Below are 24,627 nucleotides of genomic sequence, written 5' to 3'. Positions count from 1 at the left end.
TTTTTGAAAGCACTCATCTTTACTAGGAGCAAAAAGTGTGCCAGTTCTATTCGTAACGACCCCGTTTCGAAATGACCATATCTAAAGCCTCTCGATCAGCCCAAATTTCCACACGATGCCTTGTTCGTGTAATTGCGGTGTAAAGAATTGCCGAATCAAAAACTTCGCTTCCTTTCGGAAGAATAACAATCACATGATCATATTCGCTTCCCTGACTTTTATGTACCGACATAACGTAATTACAGGAATAGTAAGGGAAATCATTTTTATGTAGAGTCTCTCCATTCATAAAATGTAATTGTTGCGTTACAGGGTCTAAAAAACCTGTGTCACCATTCGTTAATCCCCAAGTCTCATATCTCTCTGTCACGATAATGGGAATAGGCGCCTGAGGGTATTTCTCTTGCATCTCACTAAACAATAACCGATTTAACTGTAAGAACCCCCAAGGCCCTTGTCGCATAGGAGTTAAGGCACATAATGATACCCCTTCTTTAACCGCATGTATAAAAGCTGCAGCTAATTGTCGGATAGCCTCCTGTCGAGAGGGCAACGGCTGAAATGGTATGGGCTGTTTATGAAGAACCGCTTTTGCTAAATCCTGTAATTCCTTGCGCTTAGCTCGATGACTAGTGGATAAAACAAATGTCTGCTCAGTAAAATTAGTCACTACTTCACGAAAAGGATTTCCTACTCCAATACCTATGGGCGGTAATTGATTTGCATCTCCAAAAATGACCATTCTATCAGCAAAATATCTTTCCCCGCGAAGCTCTCCTCGGATGGTCTTAATGAGCCCATGTAAAAGATTCATAGTAACCATAGATCCCTCATCGACTAACAGTAAGTCCACAGGAGAACGGCCTAAACGCACATCTTTTAAAAATTTATGAATGGTTATTACTTCTACAGAGCCTTCTATCATCCCCAGAGAGGCTAATACGCTCTGTAGATGAGCGGCAGCCTTTCCTGTCGGGGACGCTACCACAATCTGGGCAGAAGGAATTTGTGCCAGGATCGAACGAATCATTTGTGCTGCTAAGAACGTTTTTCCTGTTCCTGGTCCACCACAAACAAGAGAAAAACAGGACTTTAACACTTGTTCCAACACGAAGTTTTGCTCTTCCGATAGCTGAGAAATCGTTTTAAAACATAAAGGAGTCCGGGGCGTAGCCTCTGCTAGGATGCGTAATTTTTGAAAGACTTGTTCTCGTAAAAGAAAAAGAGACCGTAAATAGATCTTGTTATCAACCACCTCAAACAACATTTTTTTCGTATCAGAAGGTACCGCTTGGAACCATTGAAACAACAATTTGTTGGAAACTCCAGGAAGCGTTGGGTTGATCGTATCCTTATGGATAGCAAAATACGGATAGCCACAACGTAATAATGCAGATGCTGCGGCTAAAAACGCTTCAGCTTCCGCATTAGAAGAAGAGGCTTGAGCCAGATGCTTTTGCGCAAACACGATATCAAAAGGAAGCAGAATGCTTTGTGCTAATAAAGATTGTACAATACTTTGGACATGCGGAAGTTTCATTCACGGAAAAGACTTACTTTTTTGCTGTTGAGACAGATGTTTATAACATAAAAGCGCAGCCTTCTGCACACGAGAATCCTCAGTATTCTTACCTAAAGGGAGCTTTTGAAAAACTTCCCAAGCTTCGTGATATTCTTTTTGTTCTACTAAGCTCAACCCTAGTAATCTCAACGCCTCAGGAGAAGGAGATACTTTTGCTAACCAAGAACTATAGGCTATACAACGTCGATAATCTTCTTTAGCAAATAGATATTGTGCATCCGCCAAACAATTGGCTATTTCTGTGTCACTGGCCAACGTCCTAGGCAAATCCATTTCTTCTAAAAAATTTTCTAACAGAGTCAAATGAGAAAACTTACGCATAGCTAAAGCTTGTGTGTAGAAACGTTTAACAAGGCGAAGCGCTTGATTTTGACAGGCCTTCTCTTTGCGAGAAAACGCAATAATTTCTTTTAATAAACGCAAACACGACTTTTCCTGGCCTCTTCTCCATAAATATTTTGCGCTAAAAAACAGATAATGAACAAGTTGTTGCCGATTTACATCGGTAACATCTTGTTCCTCCCACAAAACAAGGTATTCTTTTAGTCGGGAGTACTGCTCATCGTCTTCACAAACCATATTTACGATATCCTGCTCAGGGAGTAATAATTTGTGGGCCCAAGAAACTCTAGGATCTAAAACTTTTAATAAAGCCAAGAATCGAGTTGCCAACACAGAATTTCCTTGAGCAATCCAAAAAGCGAGTTCGTTACTAAAAACCTCTATAGCCTTCCCTTTTAATTTATAAATGTTGGAATCCGCGATTGCTTGACATATTTTTAAAGACTGCGAGTACTCCTGCTGCACATCTTTTTTGATCTCTTCCAAAACCAAGGAATAATTCGGGCTTACACAACTATTCTCCCAAATAAGCAACGCATCCATAAAAAGCGGCAGCAAAGTTTCTGAAGCCGTAAAAATATGCTGCATGATCGTTGGAATTAATAAATTCTCCGGAAAGAAGGTTTTGTATGCTACAGCATCAAATCCCCGCATCTGTTTCTGATAAAAAACCATCGTTTTATAATACTCTGGCAATAAATCCTCCCGGACACCTTCTTGTAATTCTAGAAGGTAACTGTGTCCCAACATTAACACCAACCGGTTGTACATATCTACAGACCAGGCATATTCTTGCGATAGAATTTTTCTAAAAATTCTATTCAGAACCATTCGCCCTTCCGAATATCGGCCAGAACTAATTAAACTCTCTGCCGCTAGATCCTCTAAAACATAAGGAGAGAATAACTCATAGACATCTGTATCTAAACATAGCGGCTTCATTTGCTCTGTATGCTCAAACCATTGGGTGAGCGCATGAATGGCTTGATCATACTGTTTTTCACGATGGGCGTGTAACGCTTTAAACAACCAAATATGAGCTTCCGATCCAGAAGCTTCTTCTAATTCAGTAATACACATTGCCATTACTGGAAGGTTATTTAAAAAATACGCATTAATGATACGTCCTTCCAACAACTCTCGTTTCAAGAAAAAGGGCGAAGCCGTTTTTCTTTTGCAAATACGAGAAAAAATCTCTTCCGCTTCTTTAAATTTTTTTTGAGCTTGTAAAGCGAACCCCTGACAGCAAAGCAAATACATTTGCTCTTGTTCGAGGGGAAGACCTTCCACTAAGGTACTTCCTTCTTTTAATCGTGCTAAGGTTCGACATTTACTTTCGTATTGTGTTGGAGCTGTCTCTCTAGAAGAAAAAAATAGATATAATCGGCTTCCCGCGGAGAAACAAGAAAGGAGAAAACACACTAATAAGAAAACGCGAATCACAAAGCCTTCTCTCTCGTTGAACTGCTAGATTAAAAAGATTTTCATAAGTTGGTTTCCAAATCCTAAGACTATGCAGAAACCCTCTCCGAAGAGCCGCGGAGTTTACACTAAAAATTTTTAACCTTTCAAAGAAAAAGTATGTGATAAAGCGTTCATGCAAGACAGAAAAAATCCGGACTACAGGGCTATTGAAAAAAAGAGACTGGAAAGACATCAAGGAAAAGAAGAGACTTCTTTTCCTTGATCAAAACAATTAGAGAAACTGTTTTATTTTGCGGCTTCTGCTACTTCTCGGGATTCTTGCTCTAAACAAGCAGATGCTACAGCTTGTGACGAGGTCGCTTGCACAGATTCATAAATACGACGCTCGAGCTCTTGGAATAACTCCTTATTCCTTTTAAGCTCCTCTCGAACAGCCTCTCGGCCTTGTCCTAATTTACGATCTTGATAATTGAACCAAGAGCCTTTCTTATCAATAATGTTTTTCTCTACAGCAAGATCAATAATACATCCTGCAGAAGAAATTCCTTCATTGAACAAAATATCGAATTCAGCGGTTCTAAAAGGAGGCGCTAATTTATTTTTCGCAACTTTCACTTTAATTCGATTTCCTATGTCAAAGTTATCGCCTCCTTTTATGGAACCGATACGACGAATATCCATACGAATTGACGAGTAAAATTTCAGTGCGCGTCCCCCTGTTGTGGTCTCTGGGTTCCCGAAGCTCACTCCGATTTTTTCTCGAATTTGGTTGATAAAAATAGCACAAGTGTTCGTCCGAGCCAAAGTCGCAGTGAGTTTTCGTAAAGCCTGAGACATCATACGAGCTTGTAACCCTACATGTACGTCTCCAATTTCTCCTTCCAATTCACTTTTAGGAACCAATGCTGCCACAGAATCGATTACGATCACATCTACCGCTCCCGATCGCGCTAAAAGCTCCGCAATACTCAAAGCGTCCTCACCACAGTCCGGCTGAGAAATCATTAAATCATTAATATTTGCCCCAATTAGCGCAGCATAATTGGGATCCAGAGCGTGCTCAGCGTCGATATAAGCAGCCACGCCTCCCATTTTTTGAGCATTAGCCACTATATGCGTTGCTAGAGTCGTTTTCCCAGAAGACTCTGGCCCAAAAATCTCTATAATTCTGCCTTTAGGAACACCCCCTATTCCCAAGGCCAAATCCAACGACAATGCGCCTGTTTTAATAGTTGATATCTCATGAGCAGAAGAATGTTTTCCTAAGCTCATAATAGATCCTGCGCCAAATTGCTTTTCAATATAGGCAATGGCAGCTTCCAAAGCCCGTTTCCGGTCGGGAACGCTCATGTATTCTCCCTTGTTTTGCTGTCTAGAAGACTCTACTTCAGAGGGTTGCCACCCGCACCCTCCTTGCATTTTGTGGCGTCAGTTTGCAATATTTCAAAGACAACAGTCAAGTGCTAGAATTCCAAAAAATCCTCTTCTTTTTTAGAGAAACTAGACCGCAACAGGTTCTTCGTCTCCCAAAAAATCAGGATCAAAAGAGGGGGTTAAAACATATTTTTAAGTTAAATATAAACAACGTAAAGGAATGTCATGAGGCTCTCGAGGAAGGCTTTCTATCTGTTGTTCTTTAAAACCCACACCAACCGTCCAAATATGCGGGTTTTTAGATAAAAATCGATCATAATATCCTCCGCCATAGCCTAACCGGAATCCTTGCCGATCGAACATTACAGCTGGAACTAATGAGGTTGCTACGAACTGCTCCGCAACCTCCTCTCCTGACAATTGATTCACATCTTTAGGGGAAGAAAGTCGAGAGAGTTCTTCTAAAGAAGTTTGGACCGGAACCAAGGTCCTCCCTTGGATTTTTGGAAGAAGCAGTCGATTTTCTTGAGCTAGCCACACATTGATCGCATGAACATTCAACTCAGAACGAAAAGGAATATAGGATAAGACAAACCCTTGAGGAAAGGTTCGCATAACGAAATTTTTTAACAAAAGCGCCGCTTCTTCTCTTCGATGAGAAGAAATCTGTCTCCGCCTAGCCAATCCTTCGCGGCGCCAATCATTCTTCTGTTCTGGGATCGTACGCATACCTAGTTAATGGCAGGTTTCCCATCTTCATAAAACACTTTCTTCAAAATCCCCCCCGTTGGGCTGAAAAAGACCGCTGTTCCACAGCCTTTTTCCACCTTAGCAAAGGGATAACGATCGTCCGGACGGAAATATTCGCCTTTTATTAGAAGGTCTTCTGCATATTCCTCTGTAGCCATGACTTGTCCTGTAGGATAATATAACATAAGAAGCCCATTCTTCTTGTTTTGGACAAGCTCTTTACTACTCTCTAGAGTCCCGCTAGGATACCAAGTTTTTACCGCCCCCTGCAATACTCCTTTAGACCAAGTGAGCAGCATTTTTCTTCCTTCCCCGCCTGGGAAAAAGAACACTTCCTCACCATCTCTTTGTCCATTAATTAAAGAGTAGGTTTGTATTATGTTTGTTCCGGTTTCATCGAACACAACTACTTTACCATGAGGAACTCCACGAAGAATTTGTCGAGTTTCTACAATGGCATATTTTCCATAAATGACTTGCTCTCCTTTTCCACCTTTTACACAAGCGATTTCTTCTTTAGTAAAAGGATCAAAGTATCTACCCTCTCGAAGTTTCCCTTGGACATACTCTTCTTCCGCAAGTAATTGCTGAGACCCTGGCTCATAACGCAAAGATCTTCCCGACAAAACTCCCCTACAAAACGATTGTTTTTTTAAGAGGCTCCCTTCTTCTGTGAATATTAAAAAATCTCCATGAGCGACGCCTTTGTGATAAGGACACTCCTTCCAGACATTGCCATTGGCATGGTAATACACAGAAAGCCCTTCCAAAAAGCCTTTTTCATAACAAATAACCGCCTCTAAGCGTCCCTCGTTATCATAAGCATAGGATGTTCCATCGAACAACCACCCAGCTTCTGCAGAAGGATGGAGGTCTGCAATTCCTCCAATAATTTCTGCTTGAATATGGATCTTCCCATTACTATGCCATTCACGATAACGCCCAAAAGCTCGATTATTCAAACATTCCAAATATTGTCGGATTTGGCCATTGGGATAATACGTTGTTAGACAAGCGACAGATTCTCCAGCTGCGTTTTTATAGGTGCGCATAACCTTTTGATAAGGCTGAGGAGAGAGAAAATCCACTTTGGCATATTTCTGTAGCTTGTCCTTGGAACAAATCGTTTCAGACAGACCATTTCTATCCATGATATTAATTCCTGTAAGCCGAAGCTTATCATAAACGCCAGCTTCTAAGAGCCCACAAGCTAAAAGAAAAAATAAACAGCACCGTCTTATGCTTTTATTTATACACATCGTCCCCAAGCCTCCGCGTGAACGACCCAAACCTCATTTCCTAGAGAGGAAATTTGTTTCGTCATTTCCCAGAAAGAAAGAAAGAGAATGGGTGTTTGAGTCTGCTTAGAATCAAATAATTCCAATAATAACGGAACATCTTCTCCGTCTACCTGGATTTCTTTCTGTAAAGAATAAAGCGTACTTTTTTCTCCTAAAGGCTGCTCTCGCCATACCAGTCGGTTATCTTGCAAGAAAGCTTTCCGCTCTTGCACTGCACGATTTCTTACATCCCCAGCCGTTACAGGAAGTTGAGCCAAAGCCTTTTGTTCTTTATTTAAAAAAACACAGCGCTCTCCTCGAGCCTTCCAATCCGAAAAATTGGTGTGTTGCCGAGAAGCTTTCAAACGAGCATTGTTCACGGCTATCCGATGCGCACAGCTTCGTTTTTTCTGAATTGCTTGCATATCGAAGAGCACTCCTTTCCAGGCTTCGACAACATGCTTACGCCAACACCAAACTCCCACTACGGGAAGAGCTGCCACACAACTGGCTAAAAATAGCAAAGAGAACACTCCTAGTCGTCGCATTTATCTCCTCTCTTGTAGAATGATTCGCACATCAAATTGGCCGTCAGCTTGCTTTTTAGAAAGGACTGGCGCACCCAACCATGCGGATAGCTTATCCACAAAAACTGCAAAATCTTCGTCGTTAGCAAAGCCTTGTAACGAAACATACGCTTTGTACCCTCCTAAAGGCCGTTCTTCAGAAGGAATATCCTCTAATTTGTATGTATAATGTGAGAAAGAGACCGAGGAGAGATTCTCCGTCATCTGTCCAAGGGTATTCATGATTTCCTGATTCGTTGGGACCGTTGGAAGATAGGGGTATTCCAACCCTTGATTCGAGTCTTGGATTTCTTTTACGGCTTGTTGAGCCGCATGAAAATTCCAAGGGAGCTCTGTTTCGGAGGAGATTTCCCTAAAAATCTTTCGCGCTTGGCGAAATCTAAAAAAAGACTCTACCCCAAACCCTATACATAAGGCTAGCGTACTTGCAAGAGCCATTTTGGTTAGGTTAAAAAGTTTTCTTTTTAGCCAATAACCGCAAGCTTTCTGAGAGAAATCCGCCCATCCATAAGCAAAACACGTATGACTACTATGCACTCCCAGATAAGCTGCGGCAACAGCATCGCGATAAGGTTCCTGGTCTATAGAAAGCTCTGGGAAAAGAGGGGTTATAATCACCGGAACCCCGGCCTGACGGCTTATAGCAATGCGTAACGCGTTCGATAGATAAGATCCGTGAATCTCTGCTAGGGTTATTTTGTACACCTCTTGTACGTAAGCAAAAGAGGCTAATAAATCCTCCAATAAATTTTCCGAATCGTTTCTAAAAGATCGAGCTAATAACACAGACCCTTCTTGCACAAACAAGCAAATGGTTTCATCGACTCCTTCATAAATGAAAAAATAGGCGGCGAGCTTATGTACAAGGGAGTTTTGCAAAGCGGAGAAAATATCTTTGGTTCGACACGAAATATGGGTAGCAAAAACCCCGCTATCCTCTAGAAGAGCGCTTTGTGTGGCGATAGATTGTTTTTGCAACATCCACAACGTGAGAACCCGTTCTTGGGAGGAATTCCACTCTCCCAAATCATGGGTGATAACCAGTTCTTGCAGAGGGAAGGCTGCAGTGGCCTTTTGCTCTGCATAAACCACTTTTAAAAAGTTTTTTTTGCTTTTTAAAGAAGATTGAACGCTTTTTACTAAAGTCTCCTGTCCTTGTAAGGACAGAACTACTTTCGAAGACAAAAAACCTTTTGGCAAAGACAACTCGGTTCCATCGGCGAGCTTCTCGCCGCGAACCAGACGCCACCCTTTACAGGTTTTTTGTAAAATTGCTATCCTGATGGCGTTTTCTGCATCACGGGAGATCCCTATGCGGTAAATGGGCAAATTAAAATCCATTTAACGTTATTCTTTTGCTTTTTTAAAATGAAAAGCGCTTATTTTAGAAAACAAAAGCATCTTTTTCAAGAAAAACATTATTAACAGTAAACAAAGTTTTTAAAATGCTTTCTTATTTACTTAGAACAGCAGTTAATATTTATAGCTTTTTAATTTTAGTTTACGTACTCAGCTCCTGGCTCCCGGAAAGCCACAACGCACAGTGGTATCGTGTGCTTCGTCGCTGGGTAACCCCCTATCTGCGAATCTTCCATACATTTGTTCCCCGTATAGGGTTTATTGACATTAGTCCAATGATCGCTCTTCTTTGTCTTGGAATGCTTCCTTTTATAGTTCTAAAAATCGTGCGCTTCATTGTTCTAAATATTTTTCAATCACCATGGCTTCTTCAATACATATAAAAAACCTTCTCCTGAAAACCCCCATAGTCTATGCACCCTTAGCAGGCTTTTCGGATTACCCCTATCGCCAAATGTCGGCTTTGTATCGCCCTGCATTGATGTTCTGTGAAATGGTAAAAATGGAAGGCTTACACTACTGCCCTAAACGGACGTTACGCCTCCTCGATTTTTCAGAATCCATGCGTCCTATCGGGGGACAGCTTTGCGGTAGCAATCCAGAGTTAGCTGGAGAATCTGCAAAAATTCTAGAAGGCCTAGGATTTGATCTGATAGATCTTAATTGTGGCTGTCCTACAGATCGCATCACTAAGGATGGTAGTGGGTCTGGTATGCTCAAAAACCCTTCTTTGATCGGTAAAGTGATTGAAAAAATGGTCGAAGCGGTGTCTGTGCCTGTAACCGTAAAAATCCGTTCCGGATGGGATTTCGACCATATTAATGTAGAAGAAACCGTTCGTATAATTAAAGAAAGCGGCGCTAGCGCTGTCTTCGTTCATGGAAGAACTCGCTCCCAAGGATATCAAGGCCCCAGCAATTTGGATTTTATTACCCGTGCTAAGCTTGCTGCTGGGAAAGACTTCCCCGTATTTGGAAATGGTGATGTATTCTCTCCTGAAGCAGCAAAAACTATGTTAGAAACGACTCATTGCGATGGAGTTCTGGTTGCCCGAGGCACTATGGGAGCCCCTTGGATCGGGAAACAGATAGAAGATTATTTAACCACAGGAACCTATTCTTCTTTCTCTTTTGCTATGAGAAAACAAGCCTTTTTACAACATCTCCAGTGGATAGAAGAATATTACCAAAGCGAAGAAAAATTCCTGACAGACACCCGCAAACTTTGCGGTCATTATTTAATCCTTTCTCCGAGAGTGCGTTCTTTGCGCGCAAGCCTAGCTAAAGCATCCTCATCACAAGAGGTTTATCAATTGATTTCTCTCTTCGAAGAGAGTGCAGAAGAGGACCCGCCTTTATCTGAATAGGTTATTTTAATAAAAGGCTTACTCACCTTTTATTAAATTGGCGCTTAACTTCTTCGCTAATGCGAACATATCAATCGGCTCGGAACCAATCACCAGTTTCAATTTATCGTCAGGGAGGATGATTCTTTTATTGTTAGATGATTGTAACCCGCGGTCCTTGATATATGCCCAGAGTTTCTTGGTAGCTTCTGGGAGGCTAACAGGATCGGAACCAATGACCGCAGCTAAAGCTGCAGAAGGTGTATAGGCCGGAGCCTTTCTTGTTTTTGCTGTCGGGTCTTTTTTCTTTGCTGTTGTCGTTGTCCCTTTCTTAGAAGAAACAGCTTTTTTAGTTTTTGCTTCCTTAGAAGAAACCGCTTTTTTAGTTTTTGCTTCCTTAGAAGAAGCTGCTTTTTTAGTTTTTGCTTTCTTCTCATAAGGAGTTTTCGGAGTCCCGGTATATTTTTCAATAACGGCATCCACAGAATTCCCGATCACACTGCATGCTGGATACTCGGAACACGAATAAAACATTTTATTAAATCGCGATCTTCGTTTCACGAGATGCCCAGAACAGCCATCTGCTGGGCAAGCTACGATTTCTTCTGGCTCTGAGCCAGCTTCTCCCTTTTTGAAAAGATTCACAATATTGTGGCACTGAGGATAATTTTCACACCCAAGAAAGCTTCCAAACTTTCCGTGTCGAATCTTCATTGCCCCTCCACAAAGGGCGCAAGGAGCATCCCATGGAGTATCTTCTGCGTACTCACTTTTATCAAAGGTCAGCTCTTCTTCCGAAGTCTTATAGTCGCATTCAGGATATTCTGAGCATCCAAAAAAGTAGCGATTTTTCGCCCAAATTTTCACTAATTTTCCCTTATGACATTTAGGGCAATCTATTTCAGTTACAACGCGAGGAATAAACGCTTCCTTTTCAGCAGTAGCCACAAAGGGAAGAAATACGTCACAAAACTCTTGTAACAGTTGTTTCCAGGGCTTTTTATCATCAGCGATCAGCTCTAGCTCATCTTCCATTTTTGCAGTAAAGCCTATGTCCATGATACGAGGAAAATTTGTCTCTAAAAACTGACAAACAACTTTCCCTAGTTCTGTAGGCCGCAGTCTTTGTCCCTCTTTGAGGGTATATTCCCGACTTTGAATTTTATTCATGATTGTAGCATAGGTAGAGGGTCTTCCTATGCCCGATTTCTCTAATTCTTTAACTAAAGACGCCTCTGTAAAACGTGGAAGCGGCTTGGTATGAGATTGTTCTGCTTCTATTTCCTCTTTTTTCAGCACTTCCTGCTCATGAAGCTTAGGAAGAAGAATATTTTCTTCTTCCTCACCTTCTTCGTCCCGCTTCTCGTCATAAACAGCCAAAAATCCTTTAAATTTCAAACACGATCCTGTAGCTCGCAGATCAATCCCTTTATCCGTTGTGATTCGAATAGCTAACGTGTCAGAAAGAGCTGCTATCATTTGTGAAGCAACAAAACGCTTCCATATCAACGAGTACAATTTGTACTGATCGTCTGTTAATTTTGCTCGTATCGCTTCAGGAGTTAGAGTAACATCAGTAGGACGGATCGCTTCATGCGCATCCTGAGCCGTTTTTTTCGTGGCATACATATTAGGAGAGGCTGGAAGGTAGTCTTTTCCAAAAACGTTTCCTATATACTTACGAACCTGTTTAATAGCTTCAGGATCTGTTCGAACAGAGTCTGTTCTCATATACGTGATTAACCCAACAGTACCCTGACTATCTAAATCCACTCCCTCGTACAGAGTTTGCGCAATATTCATAGTTCTGGAAGAAGAGAAGCGGTAATGCCGACTAGCTTCCTGCTGTAATGTCGACGTAATAAACGGAGGATATGCGTTACGTTTTTTCTCTTTAGATTCTAGGCGATCCACACGATAAGTGGCGGTTTCTAACAACGAGACTATCTCATCGGCCTTGTCTTTAGAATTTATTAGTACGACTTCATCGGCGGTTTTTCCTTCTGGGATTTCTCTCTCCCATTTTTTTCCATTCACCGAATACAAATGAGCCCAAAAAGTTTTTCGACTTCGTGGATCTTGAAGGTTAACGCGGATATTCCAAAATTCTACAGGAACGAATTGTTCTATAGCATATTCTCTATCCACAACCAGTTTTAAGGCCACAGACTGTACTCTTCCAGCAGAAACCCCGGACCACCGTTGTAACTTACGACCTAAAATCGGAGAAATTTTGTATCCCACAATGCGATCCAGAAAACGCCGAGCTTGTTGCGCATTGACCAACGACATATCAATCTCTCGTGGGTGCTTTAATGCTTCTGTAACAGCCGCTTTAGTGATCGCGTTAAAAGAAATTCTTTGAATTTTAGTGCCTTTAGGCAATTGATTGGCTATGTGCCACGCTATAGCCTCTCCTTCTCGGTCTGGATCCGGAGCAAGGTAAACCATATCACATTTCTTGGCCTCGGAACAAATTTTCCGAATAACCTCTTCTTTCCCCTCTAAAACTTGGTAATCCGGAATGAACCCTTTTTCGATATCAATACCAAAACCCTTTGCCGGAAGATCAACAATATGTCCCAAAGAAGAGTCAAAAACAAACCCCTCCCCTAGTAACTTTCTTAAGGTTTTGATTTTAGCTGGGGACTCGACGATGATTAAGGATTTTTTCATATACCAATGCCAATAAGCGGGATCACGGTCTCTCGCACAAAAGCTTTTTTTAAAAAAAAAAAACCTTTTTCTTATACGATTATATTAGTCCCTCTCTATTTACCTTCTCTGATTTTTATGCCCTGTCAGAAGATTCTTTTTTTTAATTACTCTTATTAAAAAACTTACAATTTCGTGCCCTTACTAAAAAACGATTCAAAAACAACAGTGAAAATTGAGCTGTTAGTTTTTTTCTCTTTGTATAGAACCCTTCTTGGTTACGAAATTCCTATATCCATAAACAAAAAGCGTCTTTTAACTTCAAGACACGCAACCCGCCACTTCGGAGCCTTTCGAACGACTAGACTTTGCATTCTTCCCAAGGAACAAAAGAAGCTCGCTCGTAGAATAGCGACACAGAAAATTCGGCTTCTTTACAAAACTTTAATGCACGACCCTGTATCATAAGGCTTTAACGCAAAGCCTTGTCAGGAACTTTGAACGGGGGTTAACCTTGCCGCCAATAAAATTGATAAAAGAACTGCCGGGAAAAAGCCTTGAAGCTTTCCAGATTAACGACTTTTAGTAACTGTGCGGAACCTTCTAACCGCAGCAAGAATTTGCAGGATAGTAAGCCTTCCAAGCCTTCCCGGGACCCAATATCATTGGGTCTCAGGAAAAAGTCAAGGACATTCGCTTTACTGAGCGAGACTTTTTAAACACCCCGCTACCGCAAGCTGTCAATCTTGTTGCTTGCAAACAAACTAAGCCTTTATAGCTAGGTGAGATCTCGGATTTGCCAACACTTTAATAACCCGCTATTCTTTGGCAAAAAAACTCCTCTGGCGTATGGTGAAATCTCTAAACTCCTCTCTAAAAAATAGAACTTGGAGCCTTTTTCCGTAGCCCCAAACTTTGAGAACAACCTTGAAAAAGCTTGAATTTCTTTCTTCTCCCCCTTCGTTGGATTCCTACAATGATTTACTCCAGCTCAATAAAGAAGGCTTTATTGCTGGTCCGGAAGAGGAAAAACAGGCTTTTTTTCTACGAGTAGACCAAACCTTAGCAAAAGCCCCTACACACCCGACTCCCTTCCCCCCGGAACTGCAAAAACAATACGATATCAACCCAACATTTTTAGAAGTTTCTTACTCTAATGAAAGCCTTGACGCCTGGGAAGCCGGGTGTACATGGATTATGGATAATCGGGTAACCATTCAACTACGTAAACAGTTTAAAAAAGCTTCTTTCTGGTTTGGTTTTTTTTCTAAAGAAGAAGTGCTCTCTCACGAAGCTATCCATGCTGTGCGCATGAAATTTTACGAGCCGATGTTTGAAGAAGTGCTCGCATACAGCACTTCTAAACATTGTTGGAGAAGGTTTTTGGGCCCCTTATTTCGCTCAACAGGAGAGACTCATTTTTTTCTTTTTTTCGTTCTATTTGGCGCCTTTTTATTTCCTTGGTTTCCTTGGATAGGTTTCTTCTGTATATTTTGCCCCAATGTTTTCTTTCTTTTTCGATTATTTCGAACCCAGAGTCTATTTCATAAAGCAAAGAAAAAAATTCGCAAACTTTTAGGTATAGAACCTCTCTGGGTTCTCCTTCGTCTAACAGATAAAGAAATCCGTTTGTTTGCTACGCAACCCACAGCAGTACTAGAAGACTTTGCTCGAAAAGAAAAACTCAAAAGCGTTCGGTGGAGGCAAATTTATCAGAGCTATTTCACTTAAATAGCTATCTACACAACTTTCATTCGGCTAAAAGTAAAGAATACTTTGGCCCAGGGTCTTGAACCAATGTTACATTTCGCATAGACACCCCTGAAGCTTGTAATTGAGCAAAGAAAAATTGACTCTGAGACTGATCTCCAAGACACACCACTCCTAAAGAAGGTTGTTTCTTGAGCAGCTCATGAATTTCTCGCACTTGCAGATCTATCCAATCCACAAAAGCTTGCCCCTCTATCCCATAGGAAAAAACAGTAGTTACACAATGCGGGATTAAGTAGGTCGTCCAGCCTGGTTGGAGTTTTTTATCTAGAATGAACATGCGGCTGCGTATCGTTTTTGGGAAAAGCGCGAGAATCCGTCGCGCTTCCTTGTAAGAAGTCGCGGAAACAAAAAAGCAGCTCACATCTTCTGCCTTGGGAGAAGAAAAGCTCTGACCTAACTGCCTTCTTAAAACTCGTGTTAACAATAACCGATACACCTGCTCCTTCAGCAACCACAGAGAAAGCACGGCAAAACACACGACCAGAGAGCCCATATATAGAAAACTTTGATCTGGCGTTAAGTGTAAACCAGAGCCTAGTAGCCGAACAAACCCAGCAGCTAATAAAACCCCAGAGAAATCTAAAAAATTGTTTAAGGCCAATACTTGGCCTCTTTTATGTTCCGGGCTTACAAACTGGATATATGCATGCAAAGGGACTTGATAGATCCCTCCGAAAAGCCCCAGACAAAAAAGAAGCAAAAGCACCGCGGTTATCGAAAACGAAAGCAAACAGAGGACCATCATAGAAAGCCCTACCCCAACGGCAGCTAATGGAGAAAACCCAAGTTTGATATCCTTTCCAGATATCCATCCCGCCATATAAGAGCCAACTCCCATTCCCACCGCAACAATAGGGAACAGGTATGCCCCATAATGCTTCGAATATCCCAAAGTAAATTCTACAAAAGGAATAATTTGTAGTTGCACATAAGCCCCGACAAAAAGAAAGAAGGCAACGAGGAAAACCGAAACCGTCAAGTAGGCAATATTTCGCGTTTCCAGAAAGACCGCCCACAAATTTTTAAAGCTTACATATGCAATTTTTTGGCCTTTGTTTTTGACATTGCTCGCGCGGATTCTTAAAGCGACAAATAAACTTAAAATAGAAGAAGCCACACAAAAACAAGCCGATAATTCATAGCTGTTTGTTACAAAATCTTTGGTTAAATCAACCATAAGAGGGGCTAGACAGGACCCTAAAATACTCCCAGAATATGTCGCCGCAGTCATCGATCCATTGGCTTTAGACAGCTCCTCTAAGGGAAGCATTTCCGGCAATATACCCATTTTTGCTGGGCCAAAAATCGCGGAATGACAAGCCATCAACACCAAAACAAGATATCCTCCCATAACAGAGTGGATATGAAAGAAGTACACCCCCAAAATCGCGCAAAAAATTTCTACTACGCGAGTCAACAAAATAATATTTCGTTTTTGAAAACGATCCGCCAAACTTCCAGAGAATGGAGCTAGCAAGATATAGGGCAGCGCGAAAAAGAAACTGACTAAAGAAAGAATTCTTGCGTTTTCTTCTAAGTTTTTTCCTTCTAACAAGGAAAAAACTAAAAGAAACTTATAGAGATTGTCGTTTATAATCGTAAGAAAATGTGTAACGACCAAAGCCCGGAAAGATCGTTTCCTAGCAACACTACTCATGAACCCATCCGATGAATGAACTATCTCACAGCCAAGCAACATTTAGCAACTATCCAGAAGTCCTGTTAGCTAAACTCGCTCAAGATCTGTTCTCTATCAACCAAACTCCCATGACAAAACGATGGATCCTGGTGCCGAGCTCAGACACAGATCACTGGTTACGAAGAGAATTGGTAAAGGCTTCATCCAATCACATCTTCATGGGGACACACATTTTTGCCTCTTTCGACGCTTTTGTCAAATACTTATTTACGGGAACGCGTCTGGCCGATCTCTCTACCCCCGATCACATTACCCTTCCATTGCACATTTATAACTTGTTAAGAGAGACCTCTTTTAACTCTTCTTCGGAAGTCTCCTACGTTCATTTACAAAAACTTTCTTCTCTTTTTAAAAAATTTTATTCTTTCTCTCAAGAACCCACAACCAACAACCCTTATTATAAACAAATCTTTGATCAGCTTAAAACCGCCTACACTCCACTAGAAACTATTTTTTCTTCGATTTTAGCTCACCCCCCTAAATACCCTTGTTCTTTACACATTTTTGGATATCCCCAGCTCCCTCAGCATGTAGCCTCGTTTTTCGTTGCCTTAGGGAAACATTTCCCTGTGCACTTCTATTGTTTTTCTCCTAGTGCAGCGTATTTTGGAGATTTGTTGTCAGATAAAGCTATGGCTCGGCTTTCTTCAAAAATCCCAGAGCCTTACCAGGAGACCTGGGAAAAATACATATTAACCGATCGCCTAGCTCTTCTAGCCAACCTTGCACATCGATCCCAGTCTTTACAAAATTTCTTTTTAGATTATAGCGTCCCTTATGAAGAGCTTTTTCAGCCTTATGAAAAAACCTCTTCTTTACACATTGTAAAAGACAGCTTTTTTCATCTACAGCCTATAGACAAAGAGCTCTTTGCCAAATCTCCACAAACTATTTTTGTTCGTCAGGCGCCTTCGGCCTTACGAGAGGTTCACCAAATATTTTCTATAATTTCTCAACTACTGCACTCTGGAGTCCCTACCGAAGAAATATTCATCGTTTCTTCTAACCTCGCCAAATATGAACCGCTCTTAAAGGGTGTATTTGAACCTCATCTCCCTTTGTATTTAACAAAAACAGAAAAATCTCAAACCCGTGAACTAAAAAACAAACTGTTGTTAGTCGTAGCATTCTTATTCTCTAAAGACTCTCTGCATGACTTACTACGCCTTCTTTCACATCCAGATCTTGTCGTCCCTTTGGAAACGACAAAATTACGGTTCCTTTCTTATAAACTCTCGAGTTACTGGAAGTCTTTATCCAAAAAATCTCCTCCGCTTACTCAACTCATCCACAAAATTCTCGATGAGTATCCCTTCATAGATGACTCGGGAGAGGTGAATGAAGTAGAGACTTGGGAAACCGTTATTCCGCTACTTGACGCATTGCAACAAATAGTGGCTCATTACGCAGACAGCAAAGAAAAAACCTATGAGCTCCACTCACAGCAGATCTTTTTAGCATTAGAAAAAATCTTCCTTCTTTCTGCAGAAGAACACGCTTTGCTGGTTTCCCTATCCAGAACTCTACAACCTTTTGCGCAAGCTTCCTGTCCTTTAACTATCTTTATAGAGTTTTGCTTAGATTTCCTTTCTCATATTCCTGGTCACAGTCAGTTATATAATCAGCCGGGCCCCTTTGTGGGATCTTTAAATAGCCTGAGCCTCATTCCAAAAGGATATACTTTTGTTCTTGGTGCTAACAAAAAAGATCTTTCCCTAGACACAAGTTTTCTTATAGACCCTTCGCTTATGCAGGAAGATTTTTTCTTTTCTTCCACAGAGGATGAAGACAATCTTCATTTTCTACAAACGCTCGTTTCTACAAAACACCAGCTCCATATCAGCTATCTTTCCTCCTCAAAAAATCCCGCTTTACCCTGTTCTGCTCTTAAACACCTGTTAGATGCTGTGCCCATTCAAGAAGAGAATCTTTCTGGAAAGCTGTACGCAAAAGAAAACTTTTCTACCACCCCACTACATCAATCCTATCAAGTTTTCTACCGTATGGCCCAAGCCACTCCGGCACAAAACAAGGCGCCCTCGCTTTTCACCCAGGCAACAACTAAACCCGCCCCAACACATCTATCCCTAAAACATCTGATAAAGGCTTTTAAAGACCCGCTAAATTTTTTCCTTCATGCTCAGCACAATCTTTCTTTTCACCCTAGAACCCTTTTCTCAAAAGCGGAAAAAGTTTTTCCTAGTGCATACGACGCGAAAGCTTTCTGGGACTATCAACTATCTTCTCGCTCTCCTTCACCCACAACGAACTATCTTTCAACCTTTACAGAGTCCCTATACACTCAGACACAAGAAGCTATAAACAAACGTGTGGCATTTCTACGACAAGATCTCTCCCTTGCTCCTTTTTCCGTTGTATTTTCTGATCAACTTTTCCACGATCTTAATAGTCCTCATGATAAGCATCTCCCACCCCTCGTTCTCTCCCTCCCAGAACATAACGTTTCTCTTCAGGGAGAGATTCGTGGAGCGTGCTCACAAGGAGTATATTTATTTTCTATGCTTCCAGACGAAGCTTTTAGAAAAGCTCGTACATCACCTGCTATTCCCAAAAATTCTTTCGAACTCGAAACCTATCTAGAAGCTTACCTCTCTTTAGCGATTCTTCAAGCAGCTCATCTTCTTCCTAAAGAAGCTACCATACTACGAGTCTCTTTTCACAATATAGAACCGATATCCCCGCCTTTTTCTTCTCCAGAAGCATATTTGATCCGAGCCATTAACCTTTACAACCATCTACAGAACAACGCCATACCTCTCCCTTCTGCTCAGGCTTGGGAATACATGAAAAAAATAGACTCAGCCTCTGACTCTATAAAAAAACTGTTAGATGGAGAAGAAGATCCGCTAACCAGTAGCTTTTGGCTATTCCATAACCGTGATACAGAAGAGATTTGCTCTGGGCTTTCTAAGGATACGCTCTCACAGCTTCTCTCTCTTTTTATAAATCAAGACACTCAATAGAAGGGATATGAGCTCTTTCGATATTTTTTTACCGACGACTTCTGTTTCTGGCAAATTTTTCCTAGAAGCCTCCGCAGGTACAGGAAAAACCTTTACCATAGAACAGGTTATTCTTCGTTCCCTCCTTGAAGAGTCTGTTGAACAGACTAAGAATATTTTAGTCGTTACTTTTACTAATGCAGCTACTAACGAATTAAAATTACGTATTCAAGCTTGTCTTAAGCAAGCCTTGTCTCTTTTTTCTCAAGCACTTGCTCATCCGGGAACGCCCCTACCCCCCTATATCCCTTCTTCAGATGCAAAAGTAAAGCAGCTTTACATCAAAATTCGTAACAGTCTTGCTACTTTAGATGAAATGAACATTTTTACGATTCATGGATTCTGTCGTTTTGCTTTAGAACACCATTTTCCTTGGATACAACCAATTCCCCATTCCTCCCTCTTCTCCGAACCACAAACCATTCAACAACACATTCTAGATTACCTAAGAGACAACCTTTGGGAGGCTGTTCTTTCTCCTAAACAATTTGCTTTCTTATCCTACCATCATCGCGCGACAACCCAACAAACTCGCCATCTTTCTGAGAGACTTCTTCAAGACTATGCTTCCACACCGCATCTTGCGCTTCCCCCTTTATCGACATTTTTGCAAAAATTAGATGACTGGGTTGCTCAATACAAACACCTTGCTCCGCTTTCTCTCGAAGAGTTACAAGCTTACGCTTCACGCTTTAAACAGATCGATTTGCCCATCGATCAGGAACTCCCGGCTTTTGTTCAACAATTTGAAACTGCCCCAAATTCTTTGGACATACTCTTTTTCCCTGCAATGGTTCAGAAATTTCAGGAAAACAATCGAAATAAAAAGAAAACAGGAGCACCTTTTTCTCCTTTAGAGCCTTTTCTCAAAGACTGGTTATTACTAGCGCACCCCTTCTGCCAAAAAGAAGCCATTTTCCACACGCTTCTTAAAAACGTACAGGAATACCTAAAAACACATTGCGCACAATCCTATTCTCATGATGAAAGCATCGCTACTTTAGAATCTTTACTTACGCAGAACAATCACGTGGTATCTCTACTACGTCAACAATTTCAGCTCGTTTTAATAGATGAGTTTCAAGATACAGACAAATGTCAGTGGCAAATTTTTTCTAAGCTATTTGCATCTCCTGATTATTCCGGCTCTCTTTTTCTTATTGGAGATCCGAAACAATCCATTTACGAATGGAGAAACGCCGACCTACCCACCTATCTGCAAGCAAAAAGCTCTTTCCCAACAGAAGCGCAGCTGTTATTGGATACCAATTACCGATCAACCCCTCAACTTATGCAGGCGCTTAATCACTTATTCTCGCTGCCTTCTCCTTTTTTGCAGTCTCCGCAAACGATTCTCTACCATCCTCTCCACTCTAAAGGAAACGAGAGCGTTTCCTATGCAGAGTTTAGCCCGGTACATTTCTTCTCCGTACAAGATGTGCAGGAAGAGGCTCTTTGGATCACCCAAACGGCTTCTTATCTTCGTTCTTCTTTCGCGATTCCATTCGGGAATATGGCAGTCTTAGTCCAAGACTACCCACAAGCCCTCAAGCTAATTACCCATAGCATGATTCCAATGGCATATTGCAAAGAAAAACGTATCTTTGATCGCACAGAATCTCCCTATCTTCTTATTCTTCTCTTAGAGGCTCTTCTCTACCCTGACAATCAACAAAAAATGCAAGCTGTCTTGTTAAGTCGGCTTTTCAGCCTTTCTGCTAATGATATTCGCCTACAGCTAAAAACATTTTCTTCTCTATTTTTTACGCTGAATAGATATCTTCACCGCTATTCTTTACTAGCAACATTCTACAAACTGGTGGAAGAAGAAATAGGTTCCCAAACCATAGGAGAAACCTTATTACAAACGCCTCTTGGCGATATTATTTTTCAAGAAATAGAAGAGCTTTGCTTGTATCTTGATAAAATCACAGAAAATCCCTACCACAAACTTTTCCATCTTATCAAGATTCTTGATACTGGGAAGTATGACGAGGAACTTTCTTTTTCTTCTCAATCTAACGATGAGAATATGATAAAAATTACCACCGTCCATTCTTCTAAGGGATTAGAATATGATGTCGTTTTTTGCTCTAGTCTCAATAAAGTCAAAGAAAAGTCTTCTTCTGTTCATATGCGAGAGATGTATGTAGCCTGTACTCGAGCTAAGAAATTTTTATTTATTCCTTACTCCCATGTCGAGAAACGGACACCTAGCACTAAAAAACTTTCAGCTCTTGCTAACTATGCTCATAGTACACAACATGATAGCATTCCTCATTTAGTAGAGACTCTTACTTCTTCCCATCCAGAATTATTCTCATCCAGTACGCAACCTCCGGAAAGTGCTTCCGAACCAGTTTCTTCTACACCTCTTCCAAAACAGAACTTTTTTTCCCTTCCAATACTCCCTTCTCAAACGATTTACTCTTTTTCCTCCACAATAGAGCCTTCTCTTTTCCCGGGACTATTTCATGAGAATTCTTCTTCTCTTTTGTTTCCTGGGGGTTCTCTAACAGGAACTCTGATTCACAAAGTACTAGAATCTTTAGCCGGAAGTTTCCAAGCTTCTTTTGAAGAAATTTTCAACAAGACCCAAGCTTTATTGAAAAATTCTCCTTTAGAAGAATTTACCCCCACTATTGCAGAGAAAATTTATAAAGCTTTTTCAACCCCGCTTCCTTTTGCTTCTGGAGCCTTTTCTCTACAAGATGTACATCCCCACAATATACGGGTAGAAGAAACCTTTCTTCTGGAGGAAAAAGGAGCGTTATGGCAGGGGATTGTAGATCTTTTTTTTGAACACAAAGGAAAGTTTTTTATTGTCGACTGGAAAACCTCCTTTCTAGGAGACCAAACCTCCCAGTACTCTCCTGATCGACTTCTTTTGTACGTACAACAACAAGGATTAGACAAACAAGAAGCTTTGTATAAAAAAGCTGCTAACAGATTCCTTCAGCAATTCCATTCTTCTCTTCAAGTTGAAATGGCCTTTGTGTTTATTCGAGGCATTGATACCGAAGGGAATGGTTTTCTACAAATTTTTTAAGGAATGGTTAGTTTACTCCCAAATTAATCCAAAAATATCTGGACGATCATGGGGATTAAAATTCATTGGTGGCAACACTAAAAAATCAACTATAGAACAATCTGGAGCCAAAGAGAGCGCTTTTATTTTTAAAGAACAAGCTCCCTCGCTTTTTGGTAAAACTTCGCTCACAGTAGCAACAAGTAATCCTGGAGGAAAAACACCGTCCAATCCTGTTGTAACAAGAACATCTCCTACTTCTATAGTCTTCCCGTCTACAAAACCAAAGTCACTACCATTTAGAATCGATGCCTCTGGTTTCCAAATCGGATCTCCTCTACCACAAACAATCCCCCGAAGAGCAAAATCATTTTGTTTAGATAAAGACAACGCCCTCTCTACAGCTTGTAAGCATTCCAAGGCCTGTTGTTTATCACAGGCTGAAAAAGCTGATGGTGGAAGGTTGTTCACATTTTTTTCTAGTGTACGCAGCAGATCTTTCACTACCCACGTTTGAATCTCCCCGCGAACAGCCATAACAGAAGGCTTGATACCCACATCTGTGATCAGTCGTACTCGTGATTGTGTCTCCCCAACAAAATCTACTAATCCAACCACTACTTTTCCACAAACAACCGGAGAATTTTTCTTAACCCCGTGATGTTTCCCTATGTTAATCCAGCAAGAGCTACCCCAGTGAGCCGGATCTCGAAAAATTACTCTTCCCATGAGAGGAGATTGAAAATATGAAGATAAAATTTCTGGAAATAGTGGTGGGGGCTTTTTAGTTTCTTCTATAGAAAGTAGCCTTTCTTCTAATAGGCGGATTTTTTCATTAAGTAGAAAACTTTGAGTTTCTTCAACCAGGGACTTAGAAGAGGTCCCTGGTTGAGAAGGAAGCAGCTTAGCGCATACCCTTACGAATGTATTTTGAATCGACTCATAAACGCTCCGAGGAAGATTCCAACTCACAATAATTCCTGCGGCGACAAGAAAATATGTTATAAACCGAATACGTTTATGATAGGGACTGAGAGTACTCATGAGCCTGGGCAAAACCTTGGGTCACACGATGGATATTTTTATCTGTAATGCCATTTAAATTGAATCTTCCACCAGCTGTCGTATAAATACCAAGTTCTTCTCTAAGGAACACAACTTGCTCTTTTGAAAAACCTGGGTATCCAAAGAACCCTTTTTGAGATGCTATGAAATCAAAAGTATGTCCCGCAACCTCTCTCATAGCCACAATAAATTTAGCACGAGTTTCTTCTAAAGACTGGCGAATGCCCTCCAATTCAAGTTCCCATTCTTGTCGCAAATAAGGATTCGCCAATATGGAAGACACGATCGCTGCACCCTCTCTAGCGGGCGAAGAATACTCTCCTCGAATCTGCTCTTCCAAAAAGGAAAGAATTCTACTTAGATCTTGTTTATCTTGATGGATAACCCCGAAAAACCCTACCCGAGAACCATACAAAGAGAAGTTTTTACTTGCACATCCGGCGACAAAGGTTGTCACTCCCGCTTCTATACAAAGTTGAATAGGTCGACGATCCTCTACTATGCCATTAGCAAAACCTAAGTAAGCCATATCAAAAAAGGGAATGAGATCTCTTTCTTTTATAATTGCTATAATTTCAGGCCACTCAGAAATAGGAATGTCTTTCCCTGTAGGATTATGGCAACAACAATGCAAAAGAATCAAAGATGTCTCGGGAGCTGTTTGCAAAGCAGTTTTGAATCCCTGCAAATCTAGTTCTTTTGTCTTTGGGTCATAGTAAGGATAGTGCTCTAAAGACAAGCCTTGGCTAGAGAAAATTCTCGAATGATTTCCCCAGGTCTGAGCAGGAATATAGACTTTTCCTGCTAGTGAGGATTTCGCGTATACCGCAGCACCCAGATGTAAAGCTCCTGTCCCTCCTATCGCTTGCACTCCAGTCCAGCGTTTGGCATCGATTTCACCAAAACACAATGCCGCCATCTCTTCCAAAAAAACTGGGGATCCTTTGATAGGGAGATAGTTTTTATCCTTTTCGTCGTCGAAAAAAACAGTCTGCGCCTTTCTAACACTAGAGAGCCCTCCATACCGTTTCTTTTCTCGTTCGTAGGTCCCCAGTAACAAATTAATCTTATCCTCACGAGGATCTTCTTGAAAAGCCTGTGCTAAACCAAGAATCGAATCCGGAGAGAAGGAAGGCAACTGTTCAAAAAGACTCACAATAACACCTCTACATAGCGAACTTGTTGCTTAGTTATCTTTTTCTTTCTGATAGGATCACAGCTTGTTGTCCTAAATCGTATAAACATGATACTCTAGTTTCTTCCTTCGGGGTATTAGCTCAGTTGGTAGAGCGCAACAATGGCATTGTTGAGGTCAGCGGTTCGATCCCGCTATGCTCCAA

16 protein-coding genes and 1 tRNA gene are annotated in these 24,627 nt (G+C 41.1%); 6 read left to right on the top strand and 11 right to left on the bottom strand.

Annotated elements, in window-relative coordinates:
- Positions 1-46: 46 nt before the first annotated feature.
- The 7 genes from recD to B6E89_RS03515 all read right to left on the bottom strand — a co-directional run bounded on the left by recD (position 47) and on the right by B6E89_RS03515 (position 8,681).
- Positions 47-1,540 (bottom strand): exodeoxyribonuclease V subunit alpha, encoded by a 1,494-nt coding sequence (gene recD, locus B6E89_RS03545; RefSeq protein ID WP_080121625.1) that lies wholly within the window; start codon positions 1,538-1,540, stop codon positions 47-49.
- Positions 1,541-3,367 (bottom strand): DUF1347 family protein, encoded by a 1,827-nt coding sequence (locus B6E89_RS03540; RefSeq protein ID WP_080121624.1) that lies wholly within the window; start codon positions 3,365-3,367, stop codon positions 1,541-1,543.
- Positions 3,368-3,634: 267 nt separating this feature from the next.
- Positions 3,635-4,699: a recombinase RecA gene (recA, locus tag B6E89_RS03535; protein ID WP_080124057.1), complete on the bottom strand. Its 1,065-nt coding sequence runs from the start codon at positions 4,697-4,699 to the stop codon at positions 3,635-3,637.
- 216 nt (positions 4,700-4,915) lie between these two features.
- Positions 4,916-5,452 carry a 5-formyltetrahydrofolate cyclo-ligase gene (locus B6E89_RS03530; RefSeq protein ID WP_080133157.1) on the bottom strand — a complete coding sequence of 179 codons (537 nt, stop codon included), beginning with the start codon at positions 5,450-5,452 and terminating at the stop codon, positions 4,916-4,918.
- A 2-nt stretch (positions 5,453-5,454) separates the two neighbouring features.
- Positions 5,455-6,732, bottom strand: a complete 1,278-nt coding sequence (locus B6E89_RS03525) for a toxin-antitoxin system YwqK family antitoxin (RefSeq protein WP_080133156.1) — start codon at positions 6,730-6,732, stop codon at positions 5,455-5,457.
- Positions 6,723-7,301 (bottom strand): hypothetical protein, encoded by a 579-nt coding sequence (locus tag B6E89_RS03520; protein WP_080133155.1) that lies wholly within the window; start codon positions 7,299-7,301, stop codon positions 6,723-6,725. Before B6E89_RS03520 ends, B6E89_RS03525 begins: the two co-directional genes overlap by 10 nt.
- Entirely contained in the window at positions 7,302-8,681 is a 1,380-nt protein-coding gene (locus tag B6E89_RS03515; RefSeq protein WP_080133154.1) for a hypothetical protein, read from the bottom strand.
- Between the two features lie 104 nt (positions 8,682-8,785).
- On the opposite strand from B6E89_RS03515, the gene B6E89_RS03510 reads away from it, so the two are divergent.
- Complete coding sequence (locus B6E89_RS03510) at positions 8,786-9,082, top strand: YggT family protein (protein WP_080123917.1); 297 nt, start codon at positions 8,786-8,788, stop codon at positions 9,080-9,082.
- Positions 9,061-10,065, top strand: a complete 1,005-nt coding sequence (gene dusB, locus B6E89_RS03505; RefSeq protein WP_035407354.1) for a tRNA dihydrouridine synthase DusB — start codon at positions 9,061-9,063, stop codon at positions 10,063-10,065. Before B6E89_RS03510 ends, dusB begins: the two co-directional genes overlap by 22 nt.
- 18 nt (positions 10,066-10,083) lie before the next feature.
- On the opposite strand, the gene topA is transcribed toward dusB, so the two are convergent.
- A complete protein-coding gene (gene topA, locus B6E89_RS03500) occupies positions 10,084-12,720 on the bottom strand; it encodes a type I DNA topoisomerase (RefSeq protein WP_080133153.1) in 2,637 nt (878 codons plus the stop codon).
- A 906-nt stretch (positions 12,721-13,626) separates the two neighbouring features.
- On the opposite strand from topA, the gene B6E89_RS03490 reads away from it, so the two are divergent.
- Complete coding sequence (locus tag B6E89_RS03490) at positions 13,627-14,430, top strand: hypothetical protein (RefSeq protein ID WP_099156078.1); 804 nt, start codon at positions 13,627-13,629, stop codon at positions 14,428-14,430.
- Between the two features lie 19 nt (positions 14,431-14,449).
- On the opposite strand, the gene B6E89_RS03485 is transcribed toward B6E89_RS03490, so the two are convergent.
- Positions 14,450-16,129, bottom strand: a complete 1,680-nt coding sequence (locus B6E89_RS03485; protein ID WP_080121806.1) for an MFS transporter — start codon at positions 16,127-16,129, stop codon at positions 14,450-14,452.
- An 11-nt stretch (positions 16,130-16,140) separates the two neighbouring features.
- Here B6E89_RS03485 and B6E89_RS03480 point away from each other — a divergent pair, with 11 nt between their 5' ends.
- A complete protein-coding gene (locus B6E89_RS03480; RefSeq protein WP_080133150.1) occupies positions 16,141-19,155 on the top strand; it encodes an exodeoxyribonuclease V subunit gamma in 3,015 nt (1,004 codons plus the stop codon).
- A 7-nt stretch (positions 19,156-19,162) separates the two neighbouring features.
- Entirely contained in the window at positions 19,163-22,243 is a 3,081-nt protein-coding gene (gene recB / locus B6E89_RS03475) for an exodeoxyribonuclease V subunit beta (protein WP_080133149.1), read from the top strand.
- Positions 22,244-22,255: 12 nt separating this feature from the next.
- On the opposite strand, the gene B6E89_RS03470 is transcribed toward recB, so the two are convergent.
- Positions 22,256-23,266 (bottom strand): rod shape-determining protein MreC, encoded by a 1,011-nt coding sequence (locus B6E89_RS03470; RefSeq protein ID WP_080124477.1) that lies wholly within the window; start codon positions 23,264-23,266, stop codon positions 22,256-22,258.
- Complete coding sequence (locus B6E89_RS03465; protein ID WP_080124476.1) at positions 23,241-24,443, bottom strand: amino acid aminotransferase; 1,203 nt, start codon at positions 24,441-24,443, stop codon at positions 23,241-23,243. Before B6E89_RS03465 ends, B6E89_RS03470 begins: the two co-directional genes overlap by 26 nt.
- 110 nt (positions 24,444-24,553) lie before the next feature.
- Between B6E89_RS03465 and B6E89_RS03460 the strand changes: the two genes are divergently transcribed.
- Positions 24,554-24,626 (top strand) — tRNA-Ala (locus tag B6E89_RS03460).
- Position 24,627: the final 1 nt, after the last annotated feature.

Origin of the sequence: Chlamydia suis (assembly GCF_900169085.1) — a bacterium.
Lineage (GTDB): Bacteria > Chlamydiota > Chlamydiia > Chlamydiales > Chlamydiaceae > Chlamydia > Chlamydia suis.
This window is presented reverse-complemented; position numbering and strand designations above follow the sequence as displayed.